Below are 24,657 nucleotides of genomic sequence, written 5' to 3' on the forward strand. Positions count from 1 at the left end.
GAGGGAAAGGACTGAGCAGTATGCGCAACGGACTGAACATCGCCGGAGTGTCGGAGATGGTGCACGAGATACGGGAGATCCCCGCGGAGGCGGTCGCACGCTTCGCGGTGGAGACACCGGTCGGCGCCGCCACCCCGGGAAGCGTCACCTCCCGCACGCTCACGGCACGCAACGGCACCGTACGGATGGCCCGCGACTTCCGGCTGGGCCATCGCCTCACCGTGACCGCCGACGAACCGGACGGCGCCCGGCCCACCCCGTACGAGTCGGCACTGGCCGCTCTCGGGGCCTGCGTCATGGTGACCTCCGTCAACGGCTACACCGCCAGGGGCGTCACCCTCGGCGCGATGTCCATCACGGTCCGGGCCGACCTGGAGCTCGACCGGACGGGACGGCCCGTCGCCGGGCGGCCGCTTCAGAACATCGCCTGGCGCTGCGAGGTCGACTGCGACACGGACCCCGACACGGCCCGCTCGATCAACCGGCTGGTGACCGCCTTCAGCCCCAACCACCGGGTGTTCCTGGACGCGGCCCCCCTCGACACCGTCGTCCTCGTCGGCGCCGAGGGCCGGACGACCGCCCTCGACGCCCCAGCGCCCGCGCCCGGCGCGGATTCCGAGGCGGCGGGCCTTGCCCGGAGCACCACCATCGAAGCAACCGTGACCTGGGAGTACGGCTCCGAGGGCAGCTATGTCACCACGGTCGGCACACCCGGCGCCCGCCCGCGGTCGGGCCCCTGGGGCGTGGATCAGGCGAAGCAGATGCTGGGTATCGACCGTGCCCCCAACTCGCAGGAGATCCTGCTCGCCGCCCTCTGCGCCGAACTGGCCTCACTGCTCCCGGACGGCAGCGTGCTGCGGGCCGCCGGGCTCCTCGACACCCGCGGCATGCTGAACGTCGCACGCGAGGTGCCCAGCCGGTTTCACGGCCTGTCCCTCGAAGCCGTCGCCCAGGGCCTGTCGCCGACCGACCTGTCCCGGGCGCTGGCACGCTCCGTACTCCTCGCCACCCTCGCCACGCCACGCGCACTCGACGTCGAACTGTGGCTCGCCGGCCGGCAGGTGGTGTCCGACCACAGCATCACGGCGGACGCCGAGGCCGTACGCGACGAACTGACCCGGAAGGCCGGGCAGCAGGCCGAACAGACGAACAGTCAGAAGAACGCCGGCCATGACGGCTGAGAGAAGTCACCAGGGGGACCGCATGACACAGCCGGTCTGCACATGCCGGCCCGGCGCGACGGTATGGCTGACGGGCCTGCCGAGTTCCGGCAAGAGCACGCTCGCCCGGCAACTGGCCGAGTTGTTGCGCTCTCGGGATCGGCGGGTGGAGGTGCTCGACGGGGACCGGCTCAGGCAGGTCTTCTCGCCCGACCTCGGCTTCAGCCGCGAGGACCGGAACACCAACGTCCAACGCATCGGCACGATGGCCCAGGTACTCGCCCGCAACGGAGTCCTCGCGCTCGTACCGGTCATCGCCCCGTTCGCCGACAGCCGCGAGGCCGTCCGCAAGCGCCATCTGTCCAACGGCACGCCCTACTTGGAGATCCATGTCGCCGCCCCGCTGGACGTGTGCGCGGCACGCGATGTGAAGGGGCTGTACGCCAGGCAGGCCGCGGGCGAGATCAGCGGACTGACCGGCGTCGACGACCCCTACGAGGTGCCGGAGTCACCGGACCTTCGCGTGCAGACACATGCTCAGTCCGTGCACGAGTCCGCCGCAGCGGTCCACCGGCTGCTCGTCGAGCGGGGGCTGGCGTGACGGCCCCGGCCGCGCCCCGGGTCGCGGCCCGCTCGTTCGCGCTGTCCCACCTGGACCGGCTGGAGTCCGAGGCGGTGCACATCCTGCGCGAGGTCGCCGGCGAGTTCGAACGGCCGGTGATCCTGTTCTCCGGCGGCAAGGACTCCATGGTCGTGGTGCACCTCGCGTTGAAGGCCTTCACGCCGGCACCGGTCCCCTTCCCGCTGCTGCACGTGGACACCGGGCACAACTTCCCCGAGGTCCTCGACTTCCGGGACCGGGTGGTGGCGGCACACGGGCTCCGGCTGCACGCCGTCCCGGTCCAGGACTACATCGACAGCGGGATGCTGCGTGAACGTCCCGACGGCACCCGCAATCCGCTCCAGACCCTTCCGCTGACGGAGACGATCCGGACCGAGCGGTTCGACGCGGTGTTCGGCGGCGCCCGGCGCGACGAGGAGAAGGCACGCGCCAAGGAGCGGGTGTTCAGCCTGCGCGACGAGTTCTCCCAGTGGGATCCGCGCCGTCAGCGTCCGGAGCTGTGGAACCTGTACAACGGCCGGCACGCCCCCGGCGAACACGTCCGTGTCTTCCCGCTGTCCAACTGGACCGAACTGGACGTGTGGCAGTACATCGCCCGGGAACGGATCGACCTGCCGCAGATCTACTTCGCGCACCGGCGCGAGGTGTTCCAGCGGGACGGGATGTGGCTGACCGCGGGTGCGTGGGGCGGTCCCACGAGGGACGAGCGGGTGACGACCCGGCAGGTCAGATACCGAACCGTCGGTGACATGTCGTGCACGGGCGCCGTCGAATCGGAAGCCCGCACGGTGGCGGACGTCATCGCCGAGATCACCCGGTCCAGGCTCACCGAGCGGGGCGCGACCCGCGCCGACGACAAGCTGTCCGAGGCCGCCATGGAGGACCGCAAGCGCGAGGGGTACTTCTGATGAACGCCGACACACTGCGCTTCGCGACCGCGGGCTCGGTCGACGACGGCAAGTCCACTCTGGTGGGCCGCCTGCTGTACGACTCCAAGTCCGTCCTGACCGACCAACTCGAGGACGTGGCGAGGGCATCGCGAACCGCGACGCCCGATCTGGCGCTGCTGACCGACGGGCTGCGGGCCGAGCGGGAACAGGGGATCACCATCGATGTGGCGTACCGCTACTTCGCCACATCGCGCCGCCGGTTCATCCTCGCCGACACCCCGGGCCATGTGCAGTACACCCGCAACATGGTGACCGGCACCTCCACCGCGGACCTCGTCGTCATCCTGGTCGACGCACGCAAGGGAGTGGTCGAGCAGACGCGCAGGCACGCCGCGATCGCCGCTCTGCTGCGCGTCCCGCAGGTGGTGCTGGCCGTGAACAAGATGGACCTGGTCGGCTACGCGGAGTCGGCGTTCACTCCGGTCGCCGAGGAATTCACCGCGTACGCGGGCGCACTGGGCGTGCCGCACGTCACCGCCGTTCCGATCTCCGCCCTCGAGGGCGACAACGTCGTGGAGTCCTCGGCCGCCATGCCCTGGTACGACGGCCCCACCGTCCTCCGGCATCTGGAGACCGTCGAGGCCGGGCACGATCCGGCCGATGCCGAGGGACGCTTCCCGGTGCAGTACGTGATTCGCCCCGGCAGCGCCGAACACCCCGACTACCGCGGCTACGCGGGCCAGATCGCGGCCGGCGCCTTCCGGGTCGGCGAATCGGTGACGGTCCTCCCCTCCGGCCACACCTCGACCATCACCGGGATCGATCTGCTCGGCAGGCCGGTCGACGCGGCGCGGGCCCCGCAGTCGGTCACCCTCCTCTTCGCCGACGCCATCGACATCGCCCGCGGTGACCTGATCGTTCCCTCCGCGGACCTGCCGACCACCAGCAGGGATGTCGAGGCGACGGTCTGCCATGTGGCCGACACCCCGCTCACCGTCGGCCGACGTGTCCTGATCAAGCACACCACGCGAACCGTGCGGGCCCGGGTCGAGGAGATCCCTTCGCGGCTCGGTCCGGACGACCTTTCCCAGCGGCCGGAGCCCGGACAACTGGTCGCCAACGACATCGGCCGGATCCGGCTGCGCGCCGCCGAACCACTGGCCCTGGACGCCTATGCCGACTCCCGCAGCACCGGTTCCTTCCTCCTGATCGACCCGGCCGACGGCACGACACTCGCCGCCGGCATGGCCTCACCGGTGCCGCCGACCGGCCACCTGGCTCCTCCTGATCCGCCGACAGCTTCCGCTTCCTCGATCACGTGACAGCGACGCGGCGAACGTTTCCTGTCACAGCGCCAGGTCCGCGCCGCCTGCCCGAGCCCGTCGGCGGACCCGCGTCCTCAGGATCGCCGCGGCATGCGCTCGATCGCCACCATGGCGGCATCGTCTCCCAGATGTCCGCCGACGTGCCGCATCAGGTCCTTGCACAGGTGGGCCAGGAGGGCGTCGGGCTCCTTGTCGGCTTTGTCGGCCACCCGTTCCGCGAGCGGGTAGAAGGCGCCCTCGCGGTTGCGGGCCTCGATGACACCGTCCGTGTAGAGAAGGACGATGTCGCCGTACTCGAAGGCGAACTCTTCCTCGGACAGCTCGGTCTTCATGAATTCGGTGAGGCCCAGGGGCGGTGCCGGGTCGCGTACCTCGAGGGGACTGACGTGGCCGCGGCGCAGCAGCAGAGGCGAGGGGTGTCCGCAGTTGATCAGGTGAAGGACCGGCTCGTTGTCCGGGATGTCCAGTGCGGCGGCAGTGATGAACGCTTCGCCGATATCCTCGGTCGCGGTGTCGAGAGCCGCTGGGTCGTCCAGGTCCGAGGAGACGGTTCCCTCGAGGAAGGCCATGAGCGCCGGTAGATCGGCCTGCCGGTGGGCTGCGCCCCGGAACGCGCCGAGCAGGAGGGCGGCATCTCCGACGGCTTCCAGGCCGTTGCCTCTCACATCGCCGATGACGATCCGGGTCCCGTGTGCCGTACGAGCGGCGGCATACAGATCGCCGCCCAGCTGCGCCTCGGATTCGGCGGCCAGGTAGACCGACGCGATGCGCAACGAGCCGACACGCTGGGGAATCGGCTTGAGCACCACCTCTTGCGCGGCCTTCGCGACCGACCGCAGCTGACTCAGCTCCCTTTCATGACGCTCGCGCCGGGCGGCGAAAGAGGTCGCGAACGCTGACATCAGGATCAGAATGACCAGCTGGGAGGAGTGGTTCAGATCGGCGATGCTGGTACGCGCCACCGCCACCACGGCCTGGGCCGATACGGCGAGCGCGCCGACGCATGCGGTCGTCCGGGGACCGGCGAACGACGCGGTGACGGCGGGCGCGGCCACCAGGAACGGCCCGAGGTGGACCCTGGGCGGAGCCAGGATGTCGACCACCGTGACGATCACAATCATCATGATCGGCACCGCCAGCAGCACGTGACGTGGCTCCTGTGAGCGACGGTGATCTTTGCGGCGTCTCGGAACCATACATTCTGGATACACCCCGCCGTGCCCCGGCGCCCGCACCGACGCCCACGGCGCGGGGTCCTGCGTGGCGGTGTCGCCGACCCCGCCTGCCTGCACGATCAGAAAGCCAGCCCGCTCTCACCGGCCTGGAACTCGCCGATGACCGCGCCGATCGCGGCGCGGATCCGGCTGGGCACCCTGGTCACCTCGGCCACCTTCCGACTACCGGGCCCGCTGGCCGTGACGGTGGCGCAGGTGGACCGGATGAGCGGGGGGGGCGGGTCGAGCTGGGCCTCGGCGTCGGTTGGTACGAACGGGAGCACACCTCGTACGGCATCCCGTTTCCGCCCGCCCCGGAGCGCTTCGACCGGCTGGAGGAGCAGCTGGCCGTGATCACCGGCCTGTGGCGAACACCGGTCGGTGAGCACTTCAGCCACCACGGTGACCACTACCAACTGCTCGACGCGCCCGCTCTGCCGAAGCCCGTGCAGGTGCCGGCGCCGCCGATCATCGTCGGGGGCCGCGGGCCCAAGCGCACCCCGCAGCTGGCCGCTCGGTACGCCGACGAGTTCAACATGCCCTTCAAGTCGGTGGCAGAGACTGCCCGGGCGTACCGACGAGTTGCCGAGCCATGCGAACGGACCGGCCGGGCGGACGCCGGTCGGGCACCGCTGGTGCTCTCGACCGGTGTCGTGGTCGCGATCGGCCGCCCCCCTGCACGTCAAGAGCGCGCTGCCACCGGAGGACCCGGTGATCGGATCCCCCGGCCCAACTCGTGGACCGGCTCGGCGAGTTCTCCGCCATCGGCACCGGCCGTTTCCACCTCCGACTGATCGACTTCACCGACCTCGACCACCTGGAACTCATCGCCGGCGAGGTGCTTCCGCAGCTGTAGCGCATGGACGCAGCAGGGCTCGGTCCCGGTGCGAACCGGCTGAGCCCCGCTGCCCACAGAGAGTGCCTAGCCGTTGGGGACGGTGTCCTCGAACGTGGTGCCGGCTGTGCGGTAGGCGCTGATCTTTGCCGCGACCTGAGCCGGGCTCAGGACCTGGTCCTTGACGTGCAGGACGTAGTCGACCTGTTCGTCGTAGGACCGCGGAGTGGTGCTGGTCTGGCCCGCGAGGTCGATCAGCCACTGGTTGAAGTTGATGGACATGGGGCGCTCGGGCAGGTACGCGGCGTCGTGGGTGCCGAAGAGCCGGCCGTCGACGTAGTACTTGATGGAGCTGTTGTCGATGGTGAGCACCAGGTCGTGCCAGCCCGCCCAGCTCTGCCGGGACTCGGTGTGCTGGTTGACGGCCTGCCAGGGGTCGGGGTTGTAGGTCTCCCAGGACGTCGTGTACAGGATGTTGGCGGGCTCGCCCCAGCCGCCGTTGGGCAGGTACTCGAAGTCGTACTCCGCGTAGTCGTCGGCCATGGGCGCCTTGAGGTCGTTGATGGTGAAGAACGTCTGGACGAGGCGGTCACCGTCCGGGCCGGACACGGGCGCGTCGGAGAACTTGACCCGGGCCGCGTAGGTGCCGTTCTTGAACTTCATGGCCTTGGTGAGTACTTCGGTCTGCTTGGTGCTCTCGGCCGTCCCCGCGGTCGAGGTCCGCAGGTTCATCACCGAGTTGCCGCCGGAACTGGCGAAGGTGACGTTCTCCGGGGACCACGTGGCACCGGGCACCCCCGGCCCGCCGGAGTTGGCGCGCACGTTCCAGCCGTTCGCCGAGATCTTCGGGTCGCTGGAGCTGCTGTAGTTGAAGTCGTCGAACAGGCTCTGTCCGCCGGCCGGAGGATCGGTGGGCGGGTCGGTGGGGGGATCCGTCGGGTCGTTGCCCTCGGGGGCCGTCCCCCACACCGTGCTGCCGGACACCTGAGCGGTGACCTTCGACCAGTCCGCGTACGACGCCTGGGAGGGACCGAAGGAGTAGTCGTCGCCCTGGTTGAGCGTCTGCCAGTCCGCCCGGTGGAAGCGCAGCTGCATGTCCCCGGTGTCGGCACCGGGCGCGAGGGTGCCCGCCCCCGCGGTGAAGCCGATGTCCAGGTAACGGTCGGCGGTGGCCGTGGGATTGGCCGGGGTGCCGAAGGTGCCGGTGATGTTGGCGCAGCCCTTGACCGCCCAGGAGCAGGCGAAGCGGTAGGTGGCGCCGGCCGAATCGGCCTTGAAGTAGTAGCGCACCTTGACGGTGCTGAGCGGCAGGGTGCCGGAGCCGGTGTTCCTGACCTTCAGCCAGGGTTCGGCCTGGTCAGCCGTGACGCCCGTGGCGCTGGTCCGATACTGGACCGTCACCGCCTCGGCCGCGGCGCCGGCGGTGCCGGTCAGGGCGGTGAGGCCGGCGGTGCCCATGGCCATGGCCACGGAGGCGGCTGCGGCGATACGCAGCCTGCTCGGAATGGTTCGGGACTTCATGCCGATTCCTTCCAACACGGGATGTGGGTTCGTCGTGCTCGGGGGATCAGGGGTGGCGGCGGACGTCCAGGGCGTCAAGGCGCGGGACGTGCCGGTCCAGGCGGGAGCGGAAGTCCGCCCACGGCGTCGGGCCGCTCCAGGCGCGGTCCGCCAGGGCGCACAGGCGCGGAAAGGTGAGGTACTCGAGGCGACCGGGCGTCGCGGCGTACTCGGTCCACAGCTGCGCCTGGGTGCCCAGGACGCGGGCGGCGACTTCGGGTGCGGCCCCCTCGGGGACGGGATCGTGCGTGTGTACGTCCCTCAGCGCCACGACGGCTCCTGGTTGCGCCGGCTGCTCCTGGGCTCCGCCGCGCTGCGGATGGTCGAAGTAGGTGGCGCGGTAATGGGCGTTGATCACGTCGTGGCCGCGCCCGGCTGCGGTCAGGGCATGTGCGGGGTCGCGCCAGGCCATCACGGTGAAGGGGCCGGGCAGCTCGATGCCGGTCTCGGCCCAGCCGACCGGCCGTCGACCGTTCCGGGCCAGGAACGCTCCGACGCGGCCCAGAAACCACCCGTGCAGAGCTGCGGGACCGTTCAGCCCGGCATCCCGGGCGCGCGCCCCGGCTTGACGGCTCTGCTCCCATTCGATGGTGGGGCATTCGTCCCCGCCGATGTGGATGTAGGGGGAGGGGAAGACGTCCATGACCTCTTCCAGCACGGTGCGGCAGAAGTCGAAGACCTCTTCGTGGACTCCGAGGACGGTGTCGCACACGCCCCACTTGGTCCACACGTCCAGCACCCGGTCGGGACGGTTGCCCAGGTGCGGATATGCGGCCAGGGCGGCACGGACGTGGCCGGGCATCTCGATCTCGGGCATCACGGTGATGCCTCGGGCAGCCGCGTACTGCACCAGGTCGGCCAACTCGGCGCGGGTGTAGGCGCCGCCGTGCGGCACACCGTCGTGGTCGTCGCCGTCGGCGCGGGTCATGGACTGGGCACGATGGGCGCCGATCTCGGTGAGCTTGGGATACGCCGCGACCGGCATCCGCCAGCCCTGGTCGTCGGTCAGATGCAGATGAAAGACATTGATCTTGTGCAGGGCGAGGAGATCGACGTACCGGCGCAGGTACGACACCGGCTGGAAGTGGCGGGCCACATCGAGCATCGCTCCGCGCCAGCGGTGCCGGGGGATGTCCGTGATCTCCACACAGGGCAGTGACCATCGCACACCGGGCTGCGGCGATGCCGCCAAGGCCTGCGGGGGCAGGAGCTGGCGGATCGTCTGCACTCCGCGCAGCAGCCCGGTGGTCCTTGCTGCGCGCAGCAGTACGGACTGAGGTCCGACCGTCAGCCCGTATCCCTCGCCGCCGAGCCCGGTCAGGGCCGGGTCGAGGGCTAGAACCACGGCGGCGTCCTCGGCGGAACGCAGCGGCAGGCCGGTGGCAGGGGCGAGCAGGGTGCGCAGCAGGTGGGCGGCGGGTTCGGCACCGCCGCTGATGCGCAGGCAGGTATCGGGGGCGAAGGTGAAGTGTCCGGCTCTGGCATGGGCCTTGGTGGGGCGGGGGAGCAGGGAGAAGGCCCCGGTCGGGGGTGCGGGCACAGCTGTCTCCGGGGGTCGGGTACGGGACAGGGCGGGGGAGTGTCAGCCCTTGACGGCGCCGGCGGCGAAGCCGGCCGTCACATGGCGCTGGAGCAGCAGGAACACGGCCAGCGCGGGGAGGGCGAAGAGCGTGGAGGCGGCCATGGTGGCGCCCCAGTCCGTGCCGAAGACGTTCTGGAAGGACGACAGCCATACGGGCAGGGTGCGGCTGTCCTGGTGCTTGATGATCAGGAAGTTGGCGTAGGCGAACTCGTTCCAGGCGGTGATGTAACCGAACAGGGAGGTGGCCATCAGCCCGGGGGCGAGCAGGGGGAAGGCGATGTGCCGAAAGGCCCGCAGGCGAGTGCAGCCGTCGACCTGCGCTGCCTCCTCCAACTCCGGTGGGATGGCGGCGATGAACCCGCGCAGCACCACGATGGTGAAGGGCAGCGTCATCATGAAGTAGACCAGCGTCAGGGTGGGCAGCCGGTCGAGCATGCCGGTGTCTCGGGAGATGATGTACACCGGGATGATCAGCGCCTCCCAGGGCGCCATCTGCGCGATGAACACCATCAGCATGAACTGCCGTCTGCCACGCCAGCGCATGCGGGCCACGGCGAACGACGCGCCCAGTGCGACGAGCAGGGAGAGCAGGACGGCGCCCAGCGTCACGAGGATGCTGTTGCGCCAGAACAGTCCGAAGCCGTCGGCGTCGACAGCGGCACGGAAGTGGTCCAACGTCCAGGTGCGGGGCAGCAGTTGGGGGCTGTCGGACTGGATGTCCCGGCTGGGCTTGAACGCGGTGGCGACCATCCAGTACACGGGGAAGAGACAGACCACGACGATCACTCCGGCGGCGATGTGCAGCGGCGTGCGCCGAAGCCGTAGGCGTGCCGTGCTGCTGATGACGGCTCGCGGGGCGCTCATAGGGCCTCGCCCTCCTGGCGGAACATCTGTCGGAAGTAGAAGACGAGCACGCCGGCCAGCATCAGCACGGTGACCATCGAGGCGGCCGAGCCGAGGTCGTAGCGCTGACTCGACAGCGCGGTCTGCACGGCGTAGACGGGCAGGATGGTGGTGGCGTCGCCCGGGCCGCCGTTGGTCATCACCCAGATCTGCACGAAGGCCTTGAAGGTCCAGATGACCTCCAGCGAGAACACCAGCATGAAGATCGGCCGGATCATGGGGAAGGTGATGGCGCGGAAGATGCGCCGCGCCGATGCGCCGTCGATGCGCGCCGACTCGTACAGTTCCGTCGGCACGGTGACCAGGGCCGAGTACAGGGTGATGGCGGCGAACGGCACCGACTGCCAGACGATCAGCACGACCAGGATGGTGAAGGCGGCCGGACCGTGGGCGAACCAGGGGTAGCGGTCGAACGACGTGAACCCCAGCTGTTGCAGGGCCCAGTTGACGATGCCGAACTCCGAGTGGAACAGCCACTGGAAGACCGTCGTGGCGGCGATCACCGGCATGGCCCAGCTCAGCACGAGCGCACTGAGGACGGCCGTACGGCCCACCCGGCCCAACCGCTCGATCACCAGGGCGACCAGGGTGGCGAGCAGCATGATCAGGGCGACGTTCACGGCCATGAAGAGGAACGTGCGGCGCACGACCTGCCAGAAGTGGGCGTCCGTCAGCAGGGTCTCGTAGTTGCGCAGGCCCACGAACCGGGCGTCGCCTTGGATGAGTTGACGCAGCTGGAAGTCCTGGAGCGATATCAGCACCGTGCGGATCAGGGGGTACGCGAGCAGGTACAGCATGCCCAGGATCGCGGGGGCGACCAGCAGATAGGGCCAGGCTCCGCTCCCGACGGGCCCGCGCCTGCCCCCGCGGCCGGGCCGGGCCGACCCGTTGACCGGCCTCGGGAGCGAGGCGGGTGGCGTGCCGGCTTCACGGACGACCGTCACGATGTCCTCTCCTCTCGGTGTGCGGCTCCGCACTGTGCGGCGGGTTCACTCGGTGTGCGGCTCGCGCCGTGCGGCGGGTCCAAGGGCACGGGCGCGCCGAGCGCGGCATCGAAGACGGCTCAGGATCCTGTCGCCATGGCCGCAGTGATCGACGCGGACGCCTTCGCAGCCTCGGCCCGGGCATCGGCGCCGGTGAGCACGGCGGTCATGTAGTCCTTGATGGGGTTCTTCGCCTCGACGGCGGCCCAGCCGGGGGTGTTGGGCGTCGCCCGGCCGACGGCCGCGCCAACGGCCATCGCGGAGGCACCAGGGTCGGCGGCGACCGCGTCGGCCAGGGTCGTCTTGTTCGGTACGTAGCTCATGGCCGCGGCGAGTCTGCGCTGCCAGGCGTCACCGGTGAGTTCCTTGATGAACGTGTAGGCGGCGTCCTGCTTGCCCGATGCCGCCGGGATGACGAGGTCGGAGCCGCCGGTGAACACCGAACCGGGCCGTGCTGCGGTCTTGCCGGGGATCGGGAAGAAGCCGAGCTTGCCCTTGAGGCCGGGATTGTTCGCGATGACGACATTGGCCCCGCCGGGCGTCGAAATGATCTGCGCCACCTGCCCCTTGGCCATGACCTCGGCCTGCGGGGGCTGCGCCTCGTCGGCGTCCTTGGGGCCCTTGCCGAGAGCCTGCAGTTGCTCGTAGAAGTTCATGCCGCGTACGGCCTGCGGGCTGTCGAGTGCGCCTTTCCAGGTGTCGCCGGACCGTGTGGCGAGGTCGCCGCCCTCGTCCCAGATGAACCCGGCCAGCGCGTACCACATCTGCCCCGGCAGGTAGACGCCTTGTGTTCCGCCCGTGTTGAGCTTCTCGGTCGCGGCGATCCACTGGTCACGGGTCTTGATGGCAGCGGCGTCGACGCCGGCCTTCTCGAACAGGTCCGTTCGGTAGATCACGACGCGGTTGGCCGCGTAGTACGGGATGCCGTACTGCTTGCCCTCGTAGGCGCCGGGCTCGGCCAGCCCCTTGAGCCAGTTGCCGCCGCCGAGCTCGTCGACCTTGTCGCTGAGGTCGAGCAGGCCGCCGCTCTGCGCGAACTGGGCGACCTGGGTGTTGCCCGTCTCGATGACGTCCGGGGCGTCATTGCTCGCGAGGGCGGCGGTCACCTTCTCGCCGATGCCGTCCCACTCCTGGATCTGGACCTTCACGTCGATGTCCGCGTGGGCTGCCTCGAAGCCCGCGACGAACTCCTTCTGGAACCTCGCCGAGACGCTGTCGCGCATGAGCCAGACATCGATCTTCGTCCGGCCGTCGGCGGATTTCCCGGACGACCCCGAATCGCCGCCGCAGCCACTGAGGCCGCCGGCGAGCACCAGCGCGGAAACACCGGCAAGCATGCGGAGCTTCACAGTTCACCCCTGGAAGGAAAGCACCACGCCACCTGACCAGTTGGGTGACTGGTCAGGTGACCTCTTATTGGTCGATGAAGTTGGCATAGACCAATCGAAGCGTCAACCCTCCGCGCTGGCCTGGCTTTTGATTGAACGATTCACGCTGAGCCATGTCGTGGTGGGGAGATTGATGGCTACACTCCACCTGACCAGTGCTCGATCAGTGGTAAGAAGTAGTGGACTGGTCAGGTGCAGTCACGAACGGCGGGGCGGGAGCAGCAGCATGAACGCTGGCGAGTCGGGGACGGTCCTCAAGCGAGAACGCGTCCGGGACCACATCCTCGAACTCATGGAATCGCTCAACCCCGGCGACGCCATTCCCTCCGAGCGGTCCCTGTGCGCCGCCCTGCACGTCTCCAGGCCGACCCTGCGGGCAGCCGTCGACGAACTGGTCGCCGCGGGACTTCTTGTGCGTGAGCACGGCCGAGGCATGTTCGTGGCGCCGGAGAAGATCACACAGGAGCTGGTCTCGGACCACCGGGCCATGGTCGTTCCCAGGGCAGCCGGCGCCTGGACGAGCCGCCTGCTGGAGTTCACCACCATCGCCGCCGGGGCCCGGGTCGGCCGCAAACTTCACCTGTCACCCGCCGCCGACATCGTCTACGTGGCGCGGCTACGCCTCGTCGACGGCGACCCCATGGCCATCGAGCACCTGCACATCCCCGCAGGACTGGTGCCCGCGCTCACCGCGCAGGAACTGGAGACGGGCGACCTGTACGAGCACCTTCACGTCCGCCATGGAGTCCGGGTCAGCGAAGCCGTGCAGACGATCGAGCCCACCGTCGTCAGCCAGGCCGAGGCCAAGTTCCTCGACGTGCCGCACCTGTCACCGGCGCTCCTCTTCGAGCGCCTCACCACCGACACCGACGGCCAGGCCGTCGAGTACGTCCACTCCATCTACCGCGGCGACCGCTACCGCATCGTCACCCGTCTGACCTTGGGGGGTCTGCCGACCGGTGAGGATCAAACGACCCGGACGGAATCCATCCCGGGCATCCCGCCCGGTGTCTTCCCCCAGCAGGAAGCCGTCGTTCTCACAGCTCAGGGGGACGTGCACGCCGACCGGTGAGGTGTCAGGAGGAGCGGGTCAGCCGGGAGGGCGACCCTGTCGTCTGACTGCCCTCGTTCCCCAGGGTCAGGGTGTCGGCGCCGGTCTTCTCCAGGGTGTAGACGTTGCCCCGAGTGCACAGCACGCCGGCCGACGGATCCGTGGGTGCGCTCGTGACGGCCTCGAAGACCATGGACGTTCCATGCGTCTCCCGCAGACGCAGCGTCTCGGTGCAGCCGAGGTTCCGGCCTGTGCCCTCCTCGGTCACGTGGCTGACCTGTCTGCCGACGATCTCGCCCCGCGCCGCGGCGTGCAGGGTGACGGTCACGGCCACCCGGGTCGTGCGCGCGTTGACGATGCCGTCGCCGTCGGGGCTGCCGGGGCCCGTGCCCTTCCACGTGCCCGCCCAGGACGCGGGCAGGGCATTTCGGGCAGCGGTGGGGGACGGAGAGACGGAGGCCGGCGGGGTCGTACGGCCGTTTCGACTCGCGTCGTCATCAGAGCCGTCGGGCCAGGCCAGCGCCGTGACGACGGCCGCCGTCACCACCGTGCCCGCGGCCACGGCGGCCGCCCATGCCCGCGCCGACCGACGCCCCGGCGCGGAACCGGCCCCGGACGGGGCAAGGGGCACGGGGCCGGGAGCGGGAACCGACGGGAGAGCGGGAGGAGAGCCGTACGCAATCGGCGGGCCGTACGCGGTCGGTGGCCCGAACCCGGTCTGCGGTGCCGGGACGGGCGCCGGGAGTGACTCCGGGGGGAGGGGCGCCGAGTGTTCCAGCAGCGCCGCCAGCTCGGTTTCCCGGGCGGCGATGTCCGCATCGAGGCGCGGCGGCCGTGCCGAGGCCCAGACGCCGGGACTCGCCTCGAGCCTCCCCAGCAGCTCGTCCGCGGTGGGACGGTCCTGCGGTGACTTCGCCAGGCAGGCGGTCAGCAAGGGTGCGAGCGGCTCCGGCACGCCGTCGAGCGCGGGCTCCTCGTGTGCGACGCGGTAGAGGAGTTGGGCGGCGGACGGGTCCTCGCCCGGGTGCAGGAAGGGCCCGTTCCCGGTGGCGGCGTACACCAGGACCGCGCCCAGCGAGAAGATGTCGCCGGGCTCGGCCGATATTCCCCCGGTGACCTGCTCGGGCGCCATGTACCCGGGGGACCCGATGACACCGCCGGTACGGGTGTGCCGGGTGTCGTCCGCGGCTCGCGCGATTCCGAAGTCGATGAGCAGCGGATGGCGGCGGGCGAGCAGCACGTTGGACGGCTTCACGTCGCGGTGCGCGAGCCCCGCCCGGTGTACGGCCCGCAGCCCCTCGGCGAGTTCCGCCGCCAGGGCCCGGACGGCGGACTCGGCCAGCGGGCCGTCGCACGCCACCCAGTCCGCCAGCGAGGGCGCTGCCACGTACTCCGTGGCCAGCCATTGCGGCCGGTGCCCCGCGGGGCTGTAGTCCACGACCGACACGGTCCACGGGGAGCGCACCTGGTCGCTGCTGGCGATCTCGCGGGCGAACCGCTGCTCGAACCCGGGGTCGAGGCCGAACTCGGTGCGTACGGTCTTGAGGGCCAGCGGACGACCCGAGGCCGTGCGGGAGAGGAACACCTGCCCCATGCCGCCGGCGCCGAGTCTCGCCAACAGGGGGTAGCCGCCGATGACCGGCGGATCGGTGGGATCCAGACGTCTCATGAACCTCTCCGGGGGCGCTGCTCGGGCCGCAGGGACGGCAGACCGTGGCTGCGGGGGACGGGCGCCGTCCGTGTACACGCGGGCCGTTCCTGCACGCGATGCATTCATATCAGTTCATATCCTGAGCACATGGCGGGGCGGCACCGTACGGGCTTGTCGGCCCGGGCCGTCATCATCACCGCGCCACACGTTCGGCCGCGCCCCACAGGAGCCTCACATGTCCGACAGTGCCCCCGAGCCCCGTCCCGGCAACGCAGAGGCAATGCCCCTGGGCACCGGTACCCGCCGGTGGCTCTTCCGCCCGCCGCGGCGCCACGGCGAGGTCGACACCGGTCGCAGCGTCAGCTTCCTGGAGCTCTTCTACGACCTCGTCTACGTCGTCCTGGTCGGGCAGGCGGCCCACACCCTGGCCGAGGACTTCTCCTGGCGGGGAACGGCAACGTTCGCCGTGGTCTTCGGGCTGATCTGGATCGCCTGGCTGAACGGCACCCTCTTCTACGAACTGCACGGCCGCGAAGACGGACACACCCGCTCGCTGATCTTCGTGCAGATGCTGCTGCTGTCCCTCATGGCGGTCTACGTCGGCCACGCCGACGGCGACGACGGCCGCACCCTGGCGGCCCTGTACGCATTGCTGCTGGCCCTGCTGTCCTACCAGTGGTACTCCGTGTACCGACAGGACGAACCGGAGCTGCGCAGGACGCCCCGTCGCTATCTGATCGTCATGGTCACGGGCATCATCGCGATCGCGGCTTCGGTACCTCTGTCGGCCGACGCCCGGCTCGTCGTCTGGGCGGTGTTCGTCGTCGCGTGGTGCAGCGTGGAGTGCGTCATTCTCATCTCCTGGCGCAGAGCGCCGAGTTACGACGTCGTGACCGAGCCCATGGTCGAACGCTTCGGGCTGTTCATCATCATCGTCCTCGGCGAAGTCGTCATCGGCGTCGTGAACGGCCTGACGGAGACCGAACGCAGCACACTCGTCACTACGACGGGCCTGCTCGGCCTCGCCATCGGCTTCGGTTTCTGGTGGAACTACGCCGACTTGGTGTCCCGACGGCTGCCTCGCGAGTCCGGCCACTCCCTGGCGACGTGGATCTTCACGCACCTGCCGACGTCCATGGCCGTGGCGGCAGCCGGCGCGGGCATGGTCGGACTCGTGGAGCACGCCACCGATCACCGGACACCGGTCGCAGTGAGCTGGCTGATGGGTGGGTCGGTGGCCGTCATGCTGATCGCCATCGTGGTGCTCCTGCCCACCCTGGCGGACTACGACCGCCTCCCCTCCGTCTACAAGTCGGTGCAAGCCGTGCTCGTCGCGGCAGCCGTCGGCGCCCTCCTCGTCGGCTGGTCCCGCCCCGCCCCCTGGCTCCTGGCCCTCATCCTGCTGCTCCTCCTCTCCGCGACGTGGGTCTTTGCATTCGTGCGGTGGCTGAGGCAAGGCTCCCTGATCAACGAGAGAACAGCCGGCTGACACCGACAGGAGGCAGTCCAGGTCGGCCGTCGGAGTCGGCTTGTATCGAGCATTTGACACAAGATTCCGACCAGGGCATCTTGTACCCACCGTTTGGTACAAGTGTTCCTGGGGGATCTCCACGTGCTCGACACCGTCCCGCTCCAGTCCCGGCTCCTCGACCACGCCGACCACTACGCCCGCTGGTCCGGCCTGGCCATCGGTATCGTCGCCGCGCAGCACTTGGTCATGATGGAGAGCGGCGACATCACGATCCCCCTGGTGTTCGCCATCACGGCGTTCGGCTTGTGCGCGGTGGGCGGTGTCCTGCTCGGCGACGCCCTGACGCTCGGCCCCCAGGAAGCGGTACGCACCGCGAGTCTCGCCCCGCGTCTGGTCAGAAACCACGTGCCGCCCCGTATGGCGCCCCTGCTTCTTCTGCAGGCGGCCTCCCTCGTCGGTCTGCTGGTCATGGGCGCCGTCACCGCTTCCGCCGGCCCCGACCGGACAGGCGGAGCGGGGCGTGTCATGGTCGTCGCCTGTGAGGGGCTGACCGCGTCCCTCGGTCCCTGGCCCGGCCTCTACTACAGCGGCCCGATGTTCGCCGCCCTCGCGGTCGGAACCCCCGCGTGCGTCTGGGCCCTGCGCCGTATCGCCCACGGGCCGGGCGACTACCAGCAGCGCCGCGACCGGGCGTGGGCGATCACGGGAGCCTGGGGGCTGCTGGTGTCGAGCCAGGTCCTGCTCGTTGTTCTGATGCTGCTCATCGCGCTCACGGAAACGGCCTGCGCGGGCCCGCTCGGTGCCGCCACCGTCATGGTGATCTGTCCCCTGGGTCTGCTGAGTCTGTTCACGTTCGGGTGGTCCCTGGTAACCGTGGTGGCACCGCGGGCGGTTGACGACGAGGCGGCACGATGGGAATTCCCGCGATGACCGACCGCACCGTCCGCGTCGACACGACCAGCCAGGTACCGCCCTACGAGCAGATCCGCGCCCAGCTCGCCGCGCTCATTCGCACCGGTCGGCTGACCGAGGGCGAGCGCCTGCCGACCGTGCGCCAGCTCGCTGCCGACCTCGGTCTGGCGCCGGGCACCGTGGCCCGCGCCTATCGCGAGCTGGAGGCCGCGGAGCTGATCCGCACCCGCCGTGGCGCGGGCACCCGGGTGGCGGCGCTCCCGTCCGGACCGCGCGTCCACGACGCCCCTCAACTCGGCACTCTGGCCCGGGACTTCACCTCCGCCGCCCGAGCGCTCGGCGCCGACACCGAGGACATCCTGACCGCCGTCCGCAATGCCCTGAACTCGGAGCCCGCCTCCCCTGCGGCCACCGTCGACCACGGAGCGGGCGGCCCCAGGTCGACGGAGGCGTCGGTGAAGGTCACGGGTGTGAGGCACGGGCGTGAGGCGCAGTCTTGAGCGGCGGGCGCGTAGTCGAATGACGGGTTTCCGGTAGTCGTTACGCCGGGTCGATACGGGAGACGCTGCCGCCGATGGCGAGTACGTACAGTTCGCCCTTGCCGCCCTGCGCGAAGGAGATGACCTCGCCACCGTTGACTCCGAGGTCGTGCACGGCTGTCACCTTGCCGTTCTTCAACTGCAGGGAGCGGACGGTGCCGTCGCAGTAGTCGCTGTACACGTACTGACCCTTGAGGGCCGGAATCGCCTTGCCCCGGTAGACGTAGCCGCCGGTGACCGAGCAGCCGAAGTTGGCGCGGTCGTACTCATGGACCGGCGGCACATGGTTCGCGGGTTCCGTGCCGCCGCGGAAGGGATGGGTGCCCTCCATCTGGGACCAGCCGTAGTTCTCGCCGCCCTTGCTGCCGGCCGGGGCCCAGTCGATCTCCTCCCAGTCGTTCTGGCCGACGTCACCGATGAAGAGGTCGCCCGTGCCCGAGTCGAAGGAGAACCGCCACGGGTTGCGCAGCCCGTACGCCCAGATCTCGTCCTTGGCGTTCGGGTCGTTCACGAACGGGTTGTCCGACGGGATCGCGTACGGCTTGCCGCCCCTCGGGTCGATCCGCAGGAGCTTGCCGAGCAGGGTGCCGAGATTCTGCCCGTTGCCGTGCGGGTCGCCCCCCGAGCCGCCGTCGCCGAGTGCGATGTAGAGGTAGCCGTCGGGGCCGATCTTGATGTCGCCGCCGTTGTGGTTCGCGTAGGGCTGGGTCTGGGTGATGACCGTACGCCGGGTCTGCGGCTGGATCTTGCCGTTCCGTACGGCGAACTCGTCCACGGTGCTGGTGCCTTCGAGGTTCGTGAACGAGATGTAGAAGTGCGCGAACGTCTTGTCGAACGCGATGCCCAGCAGCCCGCGTTCGCCGTCGGTGGTGGTCTCCGCGGTGATGTCGAGGACGGGCCGACCGAGCCCCTTGCTGTCCAGGACCCTTACGGTGCCCGGGCGTTCGGCGATCCAGAGCTTCCCGCCGGGACCGGCGGCGCCGGCCGTCGGATTCTGGGCCGTGGCCACGTTCTTGAGGGTGACCTTCGCTGCCCGCCGTGGGGCGTCGGGCTCGTCGGCCGACGCCACGGTCAGGGCGAGGGAAGCGACGAGACAGATGGTGCCGATGATCGCCGTGCTTCGGATGCGAACTCTCACCGAGATCCTCCTGGAGGCGGTGAATCGGCAGGTCGCGCGGCTGCTGGAGCTTGTCGCGGGGTGCCGCTCGCGCCAGCACGCAACCTGGTGGGGGGTGTGGGGAGAGAGGAGCGGTGTGCTACTGGCTGGCTACGTATGAGGATACTGAGACAGTGCCGCTTGGTATAGACCAGCTATGTGAAGAAGAGGCCCGCTCGAGGTCCCGCAAGCCCGGCACCGCGAAGCCCTTGGGGTGAAGGCGCGCCCACAACCCTCGTAGGCGCGCCCCCGTTCCTCGCGGTTGCGGTTGCTTCAGTTCAGTGGTTCCACCCAGATGGTGCGGTAGCGCACCTTGTTGCCGTGGTCCTGGAGGCGGATGGCCCCGGCCGACGGTCCCTCCGGCGCGCCGCCGCCGGTCGGGCCGTCGATCGCGATGTCGTCGTGGATCTTCTTGCCGTTCCAGACGACGGTGACCCGCGCGTCGGCCGTCTTGGTGCCGTCGGCGTCGAAGCGGGCCGCTCGGAGGGTGACGTCGTACGTCTGCCAGGTCTCCGGCGCTGTGGCCGCGTTGACGTCCGGAGCCCTCTTCAGATAGATCGCTCCGGCTTCGTTCGTGTCGAGCGTCGTGTCACCGAAGGAGTCGAGGATCTGAAGCTCGTACCGGTCCTGGAAGTAGACGCCGCTGTTGCCGCGGTCCTGACCGGTCACGTCGTCCGGCAGGAGCGGGACGCGGAACTCCACGTGCAGCTTGAAGTCCTGGTAGGCGTCCTTGGTGCGGAGGTCGCCGCAGCACACCTCCATCGATTGCTCGTCGGTCAGTGGCCATTCCACCGATCGGCCGTCCGTGTGCTGCCACAGCCCCTGTGACGCGGCGGACCCGTCGAAGAGGGTGACCCGGGCGCCGTGCGGGCGGACGGTGATCAGGTCCAGATTGACATGGCCCGTGTCGCCGGAGTCGAAGCGGTACGCGACGGTGTTCTTCCCCGCGCGCAGCGTGACCCGTTCGGTCCGGGTCGACCAGGTGTCCCAGTCGCCCGTCGAGGCCAACTTCGTCTGTCTCAGCTTCTGCCCGTTGGCGTACAGCGAGAGGGACTTGGTGCCCTGGAAGGGGTTGGGCCCGTTGGAGTAGCGAAGGTTCACGTCGTAGTCGCCGGCCTTCGGGACGGTGACGTCGAACGTCGTGGCGGCCTTGCCCTCCGTGCCGTAGCTGTCGACGAAGCCGCTGCCCGAGTAGCCGGTGTGGTCGGTGTTGATTCCGGCCGCTCCGGTCAGCCGCGCCTCCTCGGCCTCGTACAGCGTCGCGGGTGGCGGCTGCTTGCCCGGCAGGGTGTTGAGCGTGTACCAGGCCTCGGTGCTCCACAGCGTCTCACCGGACGTGGACGCGAAGGGGCGTGGTGAACGGACGTGCACGACGCGGCCCGGCTTGAGCCCGTCAAGGCGTAGCGAGACCGTGCGCCCGTCGTCGGCGAGGGTCGCCGAGCGGACGTTCAGCCGCTCCTCGGCGATCTTCGGTCCTCCGTAGTCCGATGTGGGCGTGTAGCGCCACTGCTCGGCCTGGTAGCGGGAGGCCAGCTTCTCCGCCGTGGCCTGGGACAGCGGCTGCGTGTACTCCAGGTCGAAGCCGCCGGGGACGGCGCGCATCTCCTTGATGTCGAAGGTGTTGCCGCCGTTAGGCGTCAGCTTCTGGAGGCCGAACTTCAGTTTGCCCTCCTGGCCCCAGTTGCCGTCGGCACCGAGCCCGCCCGCGTAGACCGCGCCGTCCGGGCCCATGGTGATGCGGTTGACGCCGGCTTCGAGGCCCTGCGTGTAGCGGAACACGGCGCCCTGGTACTGGCCCTTCACCTTCTCCAGATAGGCACGCTGGAGCCCGCCGTAGGTGACGTCACCGAGGAGCATCTGTCCGGCGAACCGGCCCTTGGTCAAGTACAGCGGGGTACTGGGGGAGTTGGCGATCTCGTTCTGCGGCAGCCACAGCACCGGTTCGGTCACCGACCGGTCGTCGAAGGGGCCCGAGGGCTCGGTGTAGTGGTTGAAGAAGCGGTCCTGCTTGATGTGGACGAGCTTGGAGGCGGGCAGCCAGCCGCCTTGGTTGTCGGTGGTGAAGATGTCGCCGCCGGGGCCCCAGCCGATGCCGTTGGGCGTGCGCAGGCCGCCCGCGATCGGCTGGATCTTCCCGGTCTTCCTACTGATCTTGTACGTGGTTCCGCGGCCGGGTGCCGGCTGCGGAGTCGTGGTCGCGCCACCGTAGTTGATGGCGACGGAGAGGTTCACGTAGAAGTGGCCGTCGCGGTAGAGCAGCCCGAAGGCGAACTCGTGGAAGTTGCCGCCGTAGGGCCAGGTGGCGACGGTGCGGTACTCGTCGGCGACGAAGTCCCGGTCGGTGTCGACCAGTTGGGTCAGCTCGTGCTTCTGCGACACATACAGCGAGCCGTCGACGTACTTGATGCCCATGGGCTCGCGCAGCCCGCTTGCCACCTTCTTCACGGTCACTTTGTCGCGACTCGTGTTGCCGGTGACGTTGTCGAGGAGGTACGCCTCGCCCGTCGTGGTCTGGGAGCCGCCCCAGGTGGTGATGGCCAGGCGCCCGTCGGGCAGCCAGTCCATGCCGGTGACCTGGGGCTCGAAGCCGTCCGGGCGCAGGTCGGTGAGGGTGAGGTCGGGGCGTACGTCGGTCAGTGGCAGACCGTCGCCCGGGCTGTCCGCTCCCGACTCGCACTCCTTGCGTCCCGGGGCGGTGACCCGCACCACCCCGGCGTCGGTGCTCAGTGCCTCGCTCGGCACCGTGGTGAAGTCGGTCGCGGACGGTGGCTTCCACGCCAGCGCGAGGCGCTGCTCGCCGCCCCGCTCGAAGTAGTCGATGCGGAACGGGTGTGATCCGGGCGTGAGTTGGACGGATCCGTCCTTCGGCTCGGCCCCGTGCAGTCCGTCGTGGTCGATGACCGTCCGGTCGTCGATGGTCAACCGGGAGCCGTCGTCGCTGGTCAGGCGGAAGGTGTAGGACCCGTCGTCGGGGACCACGAGGTAGCCGGACACCTCGGCCGAGAAGTTGTCGGCGAAGCCGCCGAAGTCGCCGGTCGTGGACCAGTCCACGGTCGGCATCAGCTTGTCGTGGTTGGGGGTCTGCCCCGGCTTGAGCGTGCACAGCTTGCTGAGCGGGACCTGGGTGTCGAACACCCGCAGGGTCACCCCCGGTTCCTGGGGCGGGATGTCATCAGGGGCGGCGGCGGACGGGGGCGCTGTCCACACGCCCCCGACGAGGAAGGTTCCGAGAAGCAGGGGGGTGAGCCGTCTTCGGGCGCGGCGGAACAACCGTAGATGCATCGGTCCTCCAGAACGGACCGGAGGCCGCCGGATTGCACTCCGGTCGAGAGACCCGCTGCGCGGGGGCGCGCAGAGGCGGTACTCGTGCGGTTGCGCCGATACCGTAGGGGACTTTCGCCGATCGCGTCCATACTTTGTCATCAGTCGGTTCAAAGTCCGATCGGTGAACCGGTCCTGCACCGGACGGCCGGCCGATGCAGACTGTCTCTGCCGTTCGCCCGCCGGTCCGCGCGGTGATCCCTGGACGTGCGGCGATCGACGGAGATCCGATGGAACGACGCCAACTGGAGTACTGCATCGCGATCGTCGAGCACGGCGGTTTCACGACCGCGGCCAACGCGCTCCATGTGGCGCAGCCTTCGCTGTCGCATGCGATCCGCACCCTGGAGCGCGAATGCGGCGGGAAACGGTTTCATCGGCTCGCACAGGGCGTGACTACCCCGTGTTCGACCTCGACAAGATCGTCAGCACCCGATTCGCGAAATCCGGCAGCCCGGCCTACGGCGTGGTGAAGAACTTCACCTGGACCAACGACGACCAGAACACCGTCGCCAGGTGCATCGCGCTCGACAAGATGACACCACAGGCGGCCGCGAAGAGGTGGGTCGCGGCACACCCCGGCAAGGTGAAGGCCTGGCTCGGGTAGCGCCGTGCGGGCCGGTCACCGAGCCGGTCACGCTTCAACTGGTCACAGACCGCCGAGTTTGCCGGCCGCGTCACGTACGGAGTCGAGCGCGTCCACCACGGCGTTGCGCCGCCTCGCGCCCGCCGCCCGGTCGGCCGGCACCAGCCGCGCGGCGGCCTGCACGGCGTAGGTGTCCGGGTCGCCGAAGGCGGTTCGCGGGTGCTCTCCCGTCTCCGCGCAGTGCACCGTGACCTCCTTGACCGCCTGGAGCACGACTGCCCGGTCCACGCCCGGCTGCATGGCCAGCCGTACCTGGAAACGGGCCATCCATTTCTCGCGGTCCTTCTCCGCCGCCGCGTCCGTCGTCCGGTCCTTCTTCGCCACGTGCTCTCCCGGGTGATCTGCAGCCGTCTGTTGTGGAGTTGGACGTCGAGACGTCGAACCGGGTTGCGTAAGCGGAAGGGGAACTGTTGGACAGCGGCCCTCGCGCGGCTCAGCCCCGGGCCACCGCGATGGCTCCGGCGAGCCGCTCTCCCGCCTCGTAGATCATGTACGGGACGCCGCCGTCGGTGCCGAAGGAAGGCGCCGCGGCGCGCCCGTTCTCCGGAGCCGCGCTGCGCGAGTTGTAGAAGACTCCGAGGTGGGTGCGCTTGCTGAAGTCGTTGCCGACTTCGGTGATCATGATGTCGCCGCCGCTGGACTTGTCCTTGTTGTAGACGACGTAGGTGCTGTTGTTCCGGTGCAGGAGGTGCGGACCGCCGACGTTGACGGCGCCGACGTCGCTGTGCCGGATCAGCGGCTGCTGGTCGTACGTCCAGGTGCGGCCGTCGGCGGACCAACCCCAGTGGATGTCCCGGTGGTTGGTGGTGTTGTTGAGCATGAAGACCATCACGTAACGGGCACCGCGTGAGGGCAGGTCGTGGCGGAAGACGCGGGCGTACGACGTCTCCGCGGTGCCCACCGGGAGCACGGACGTCGACAGCACGACCTTGTCGTACGTGAAGTGGATCCCGTCGGCCGAGCGGGCGAGGCGGGTCGTGGTGTTCTCTCCGTGGAAGTACAGCCAGAACTCCTCGGCGTCCTGGTTCCACAGCACGTGGGGCGACGAGACATGGCTGACGGAGTAGTGCCCTGACCACTTGTTGGAGACGATCGGGTTCGACGGGTACTCCGTGAACGGACCCTCCAGCGAGTTGCCGTAGGCCAGGCAGATCCCACCGGGTGCGTCGTGCGGCGCGTAGTACAGGTAGTAGCGGCCCAGTGGGGCGCTCAGCTTGTCGTAGACGCCCCGGACGCAGGGGAAGATGATCTCGCCGGTGGGGTTGTACTTCAGCTGAGCTGCCGTCAGCAGAGTGCGGACGTACTTGTAGTCGGGGAATCCGCCGGGCGCCGCGGCGGCGGGCCGGGCACCGACGGCCGTCCCAATGGCGAGAGCGGCTCCGGTGGCGGCGCCGGCGCGCAGGAAGAGACGCCGGTCGAGGGGGTGCTCGGGCATGGTGGGCTCCAAG

At 69.5% G+C, this 24,657-nt stretch carries 20 protein-coding genes and 2 pseudogenes; 11 read left to right on the top strand and 11 right to left on the bottom strand.

Features of this window, described 5'->3' with window-relative positions:
* The first annotated feature begins 20 nt into the window (after positions 1-20).
* Genes ACWGDB_RS25130 through ACWGDB_RS25145 form a run of 4 tightly spaced genes read left to right on the top strand, consistent with a single transcriptional unit; the run spans position 21 to position 3,994 of the window.
* On the top strand, positions 21-1,181 hold the full coding sequence (locus ACWGDB_RS25130) for an OsmC family protein (protein WP_453824468.1): 1,161 nt from the start codon (positions 21-23) through the stop codon (positions 1,179-1,181).
* Positions 1,182-1,203: 22 nt separating this feature from the next.
* Positions 1,204-1,761 carry an adenylyl-sulfate kinase gene (gene cysC, locus ACWGDB_RS25135; RefSeq protein WP_453824469.1) on the top strand — a complete coding sequence of 186 codons (558 nt, stop codon included), beginning with the start codon at positions 1,204-1,206 and terminating at the stop codon, positions 1,759-1,761.
* Positions 1,758-2,690, top strand: a complete 933-nt coding sequence (gene cysD, locus ACWGDB_RS25140) for a sulfate adenylyltransferase subunit CysD (RefSeq protein WP_453824470.1) — start codon at positions 1,758-1,760, stop codon at positions 2,688-2,690. The genes cysC and cysD overlap by 4 nt, the downstream gene beginning before the upstream one ends.
* On the top strand, positions 2,690-3,994 hold the full coding sequence (locus ACWGDB_RS25145; protein ID WP_453824471.1) for a sulfate adenylyltransferase subunit 1: 1,305 nt from the start codon (positions 2,690-2,692) through the stop codon (positions 3,992-3,994). Before cysD ends, ACWGDB_RS25145 begins: the two co-directional genes overlap by 1 nt.
* Before the next feature lie 77 nt (positions 3,995-4,071).
* Here the strand turns inward: ACWGDB_RS25145 and ACWGDB_RS25150 are convergent, their stop codons facing one another.
* The gene (locus tag ACWGDB_RS25150; RefSeq protein ID WP_453824472.1) at positions 4,072-5,193 is read right to left on the bottom strand and encodes a PP2C family protein-serine/threonine phosphatase; all 1,122 of its coding nucleotides are present in this window, start codon (positions 5,191-5,193) and stop codon (positions 4,072-4,074) included.
* On the opposite strand from ACWGDB_RS25150, the pseudogene ACWGDB_RS25155 reads away from it, so the two are divergent.
* Positions 5,157-5,840, top strand: a pseudogene (locus tag ACWGDB_RS25155) (LLM class flavin-dependent oxidoreductase); the annotation flags it as partial. The gene ACWGDB_RS25150 and the pseudogene ACWGDB_RS25155 overlap by 37 nt on opposite strands.
* A gap of 293 nt (positions 5,841-6,133) precedes the next feature.
* Here the strand turns inward: ACWGDB_RS25155 and ACWGDB_RS25160 are convergent.
* The 5 genes from ACWGDB_RS25160 to ACWGDB_RS25180 form a co-directional block, all read right to left on the bottom strand.
* A complete protein-coding gene (locus ACWGDB_RS25160) occupies positions 6,134-7,567 on the bottom strand; it encodes a cellulose binding domain-containing protein (RefSeq protein ID WP_453824473.1) in 1,434 nt (477 codons plus the stop codon).
* A gap of 46 nt (positions 7,568-7,613) precedes the next feature.
* Positions 7,614-9,146, bottom strand: coding sequence for a beta-N-acetylhexosaminidase (locus tag ACWGDB_RS25165; protein WP_453824474.1), 1,533 nt, complete (start codon positions 9,144-9,146; stop codon positions 7,614-7,616).
* 42 nt (positions 9,147-9,188) lie between these two features.
* A complete protein-coding gene (locus ACWGDB_RS25170; RefSeq protein ID WP_453824475.1) occupies positions 9,189-10,052 on the bottom strand; it encodes a carbohydrate ABC transporter permease in 864 nt (287 codons plus the stop codon).
* Positions 10,049-11,035, bottom strand: a complete 987-nt coding sequence (locus ACWGDB_RS25175; RefSeq protein ID WP_453824476.1) for a carbohydrate ABC transporter permease — start codon at positions 11,033-11,035, stop codon at positions 10,049-10,051. The genes ACWGDB_RS25170 and ACWGDB_RS25175 overlap by 4 nt, the downstream gene beginning before the upstream one ends.
* Before the next feature lie 119 nt (positions 11,036-11,154).
* Complete coding sequence (locus tag ACWGDB_RS25180) at positions 11,155-12,423, bottom strand: extracellular solute-binding protein (RefSeq protein WP_453824477.1); 1,269 nt, start codon at positions 12,421-12,423, stop codon at positions 11,155-11,157.
* 265 nt (positions 12,424-12,688) lie between these two features.
* Between ACWGDB_RS25180 and ACWGDB_RS25185 the strand changes: the two genes are divergently transcribed.
* On the top strand, positions 12,689-13,534 hold the full coding sequence (locus ACWGDB_RS25185; protein WP_453824478.1) for a GntR family transcriptional regulator: 846 nt from the start codon (positions 12,689-12,691) through the stop codon (positions 13,532-13,534).
* A gap of 4 nt (positions 13,535-13,538) precedes the next feature.
* Here the strand turns inward: ACWGDB_RS25185 and ACWGDB_RS25190 are convergent, their stop codons facing one another.
* Positions 13,539-15,182, bottom strand: a complete 1,644-nt coding sequence (locus tag ACWGDB_RS25190) for a protein kinase domain-containing protein (RefSeq protein ID WP_453824479.1) — start codon at positions 15,180-15,182, stop codon at positions 13,539-13,541.
* Between the two features lie 217 nt (positions 15,183-15,399).
* Here ACWGDB_RS25190 and ACWGDB_RS25195 point away from each other — a divergent pair, with 217 nt between their 5' ends.
* The 3 genes from ACWGDB_RS25195 to ACWGDB_RS25205 all read left to right on the top strand — a co-directional run bounded on the left by ACWGDB_RS25195 (position 15,400) and on the right by ACWGDB_RS25205 (position 18,047).
* Positions 15,400-16,653 (top strand): low temperature requirement protein A, encoded by a 1,254-nt coding sequence (locus tag ACWGDB_RS25195; protein WP_453824480.1) that lies wholly within the window; start codon positions 15,400-15,402, stop codon positions 16,651-16,653.
* 123 nt (positions 16,654-16,776) lie between these two features.
* Positions 16,777-17,565, top strand: coding sequence for a hypothetical protein (locus tag ACWGDB_RS25200; RefSeq protein ID WP_453824481.1), 789 nt, complete (start codon positions 16,777-16,779; stop codon positions 17,563-17,565).
* The gene (locus tag ACWGDB_RS25205; protein ID WP_453824482.1) at positions 17,562-18,047 is read left to right on the top strand and encodes a GntR family transcriptional regulator; all 486 of its coding nucleotides are present in this window, start codon (positions 17,562-17,564) and stop codon (positions 18,045-18,047) included. The genes ACWGDB_RS25200 and ACWGDB_RS25205 overlap by 4 nt, the downstream gene beginning before the upstream one ends.
* Positions 18,048-18,087: 40 nt before the next feature.
* Here the strand turns inward: ACWGDB_RS25205 and ACWGDB_RS25210 are convergent, their stop codons facing one another.
* Together ACWGDB_RS25210 and ACWGDB_RS25215 are read right to left on the bottom strand one after the other, a co-directional pair.
* The gene (locus tag ACWGDB_RS25210; RefSeq protein WP_453824483.1) at positions 18,088-19,224 is read right to left on the bottom strand and encodes a PQQ-dependent sugar dehydrogenase; all 1,137 of its coding nucleotides are present in this window, start codon (positions 19,222-19,224) and stop codon (positions 18,088-18,090) included.
* A gap of 291 nt (positions 19,225-19,515) precedes the next feature.
* A complete protein-coding gene (locus tag ACWGDB_RS25215) occupies positions 19,516-22,524 on the bottom strand; it encodes a family 16 glycoside hydrolase (RefSeq protein WP_453824484.1) in 3,009 nt (1,002 codons plus the stop codon).
* Positions 22,525-22,793: 269 nt separating this feature from the next.
* On the opposite strand from ACWGDB_RS25215, the gene ACWGDB_RS25220 reads away from it, so the two are divergent.
* Positions 22,794-23,036, top strand: a complete 243-nt coding sequence (locus ACWGDB_RS25220) for a LysR family transcriptional regulator (protein ID WP_453824485.1) — start codon at positions 22,794-22,796, stop codon at positions 23,034-23,036.
* A pseudogene (locus tag ACWGDB_RS25225) lies at positions 22,958-23,170 on the top strand (glycine betaine ABC transporter substrate-binding protein); the annotation flags it as partial. The gene ACWGDB_RS25220 and the pseudogene ACWGDB_RS25225, both read left to right, overlap by 79 nt.
* 42 nt (positions 23,171-23,212) lie before the next feature.
* Here the strand turns inward: ACWGDB_RS25225 and ACWGDB_RS25230 are convergent.
* Both ACWGDB_RS25230 and ACWGDB_RS25235 read right to left on the bottom strand, forming a co-directional pair.
* Positions 23,213-23,533 (bottom strand): hypothetical protein, encoded by a 321-nt coding sequence (locus tag ACWGDB_RS25230; RefSeq protein ID WP_453824486.1) that lies wholly within the window; start codon positions 23,531-23,533, stop codon positions 23,213-23,215.
* Between the two features lie 109 nt (positions 23,534-23,642).
* Positions 23,643-24,644 carry a hypothetical protein gene (locus ACWGDB_RS25235; protein ID WP_453824487.1) on the bottom strand — a complete coding sequence of 334 codons (1,002 nt, stop codon included), beginning with the start codon at positions 24,642-24,644 and terminating at the stop codon, positions 23,643-23,645.
* Between the last annotated feature and the right edge of the window lie 13 nt (positions 24,645-24,657).

Source organism: Streptomyces sp. NPDC055013, assembly GCF_053608645.1.

Coding starts and splice junctions, on each gene's coding strand:
- ACWGDB_RS25130 (WP_453824468.1), top strand. CDS start 21: ATGCGCAACGGACTGAACATCGCCGGAGTGTCGGAGATGGTGCACGAG.
- ACWGDB_RS25145 (WP_453824471.1), top strand. CDS start 2,690: ATGAACGCCGACACACTGCGCTTCGCGACCGCGGGCTCGGTCGACGAC.
- ACWGDB_RS25205 (WP_453824482.1), top strand. CDS start 17,562: ATGACCGACCGCACCGTCCGCGTCGACACGACCAGCCAGGTACCGCCC.
- ACWGDB_RS25160 (WP_453824473.1), bottom strand. CDS start 7,567: ATGAAGTCCCGAACCATTCCGAGCAGGCTGCGTATCGCCGCAGCCGCC.
- ACWGDB_RS25215 (WP_453824484.1), bottom strand. CDS start 22,524: ATGCATCTACGGTTGTTCCGCCGCGCCCGAAGACGGCTCACCCCCCTG.
- ACWGDB_RS25195 (WP_453824480.1), top strand. CDS start 15,400: ATGTCCGACAGTGCCCCCGAGCCCCGTCCCGGCAACGCAGAGGCAATG.
- cysC (WP_453824469.1), top strand. CDS start 1,204: ATGACACAGCCGGTCTGCACATGCCGGCCCGGCGCGACGGTATGGCTG.
- ACWGDB_RS25190 (WP_453824479.1), bottom strand. CDS start 15,182: ATGAGACGTCTGGATCCCACCGATCCGCCGGTCATCGGCGGCTACCCC.
- ACWGDB_RS25185 (WP_453824478.1), top strand. CDS start 12,689: ATGAACGCTGGCGAGTCGGGGACGGTCCTCAAGCGAGAACGCGTCCGG.
- ACWGDB_RS25235 (WP_453824487.1), bottom strand. CDS start 24,644: ATGCCCGAGCACCCCCTCGACCGGCGTCTCTTCCTGCGCGCCGGCGCC.
- ACWGDB_RS25150 (WP_453824472.1), bottom strand. CDS start 5,193: ATGGTTCCGAGACGCCGCAAAGATCACCGTCGCTCACAGGAGCCACGT.
- ACWGDB_RS25170 (WP_453824475.1), bottom strand. CDS start 10,052: ATGAGCGCCCCGCGAGCCGTCATCAGCAGCACGGCACGCCTACGGCTT.
- ACWGDB_RS25220 (WP_453824485.1), top strand. CDS start 22,794: ATGGAACGACGCCAACTGGAGTACTGCATCGCGATCGTCGAGCACGGC.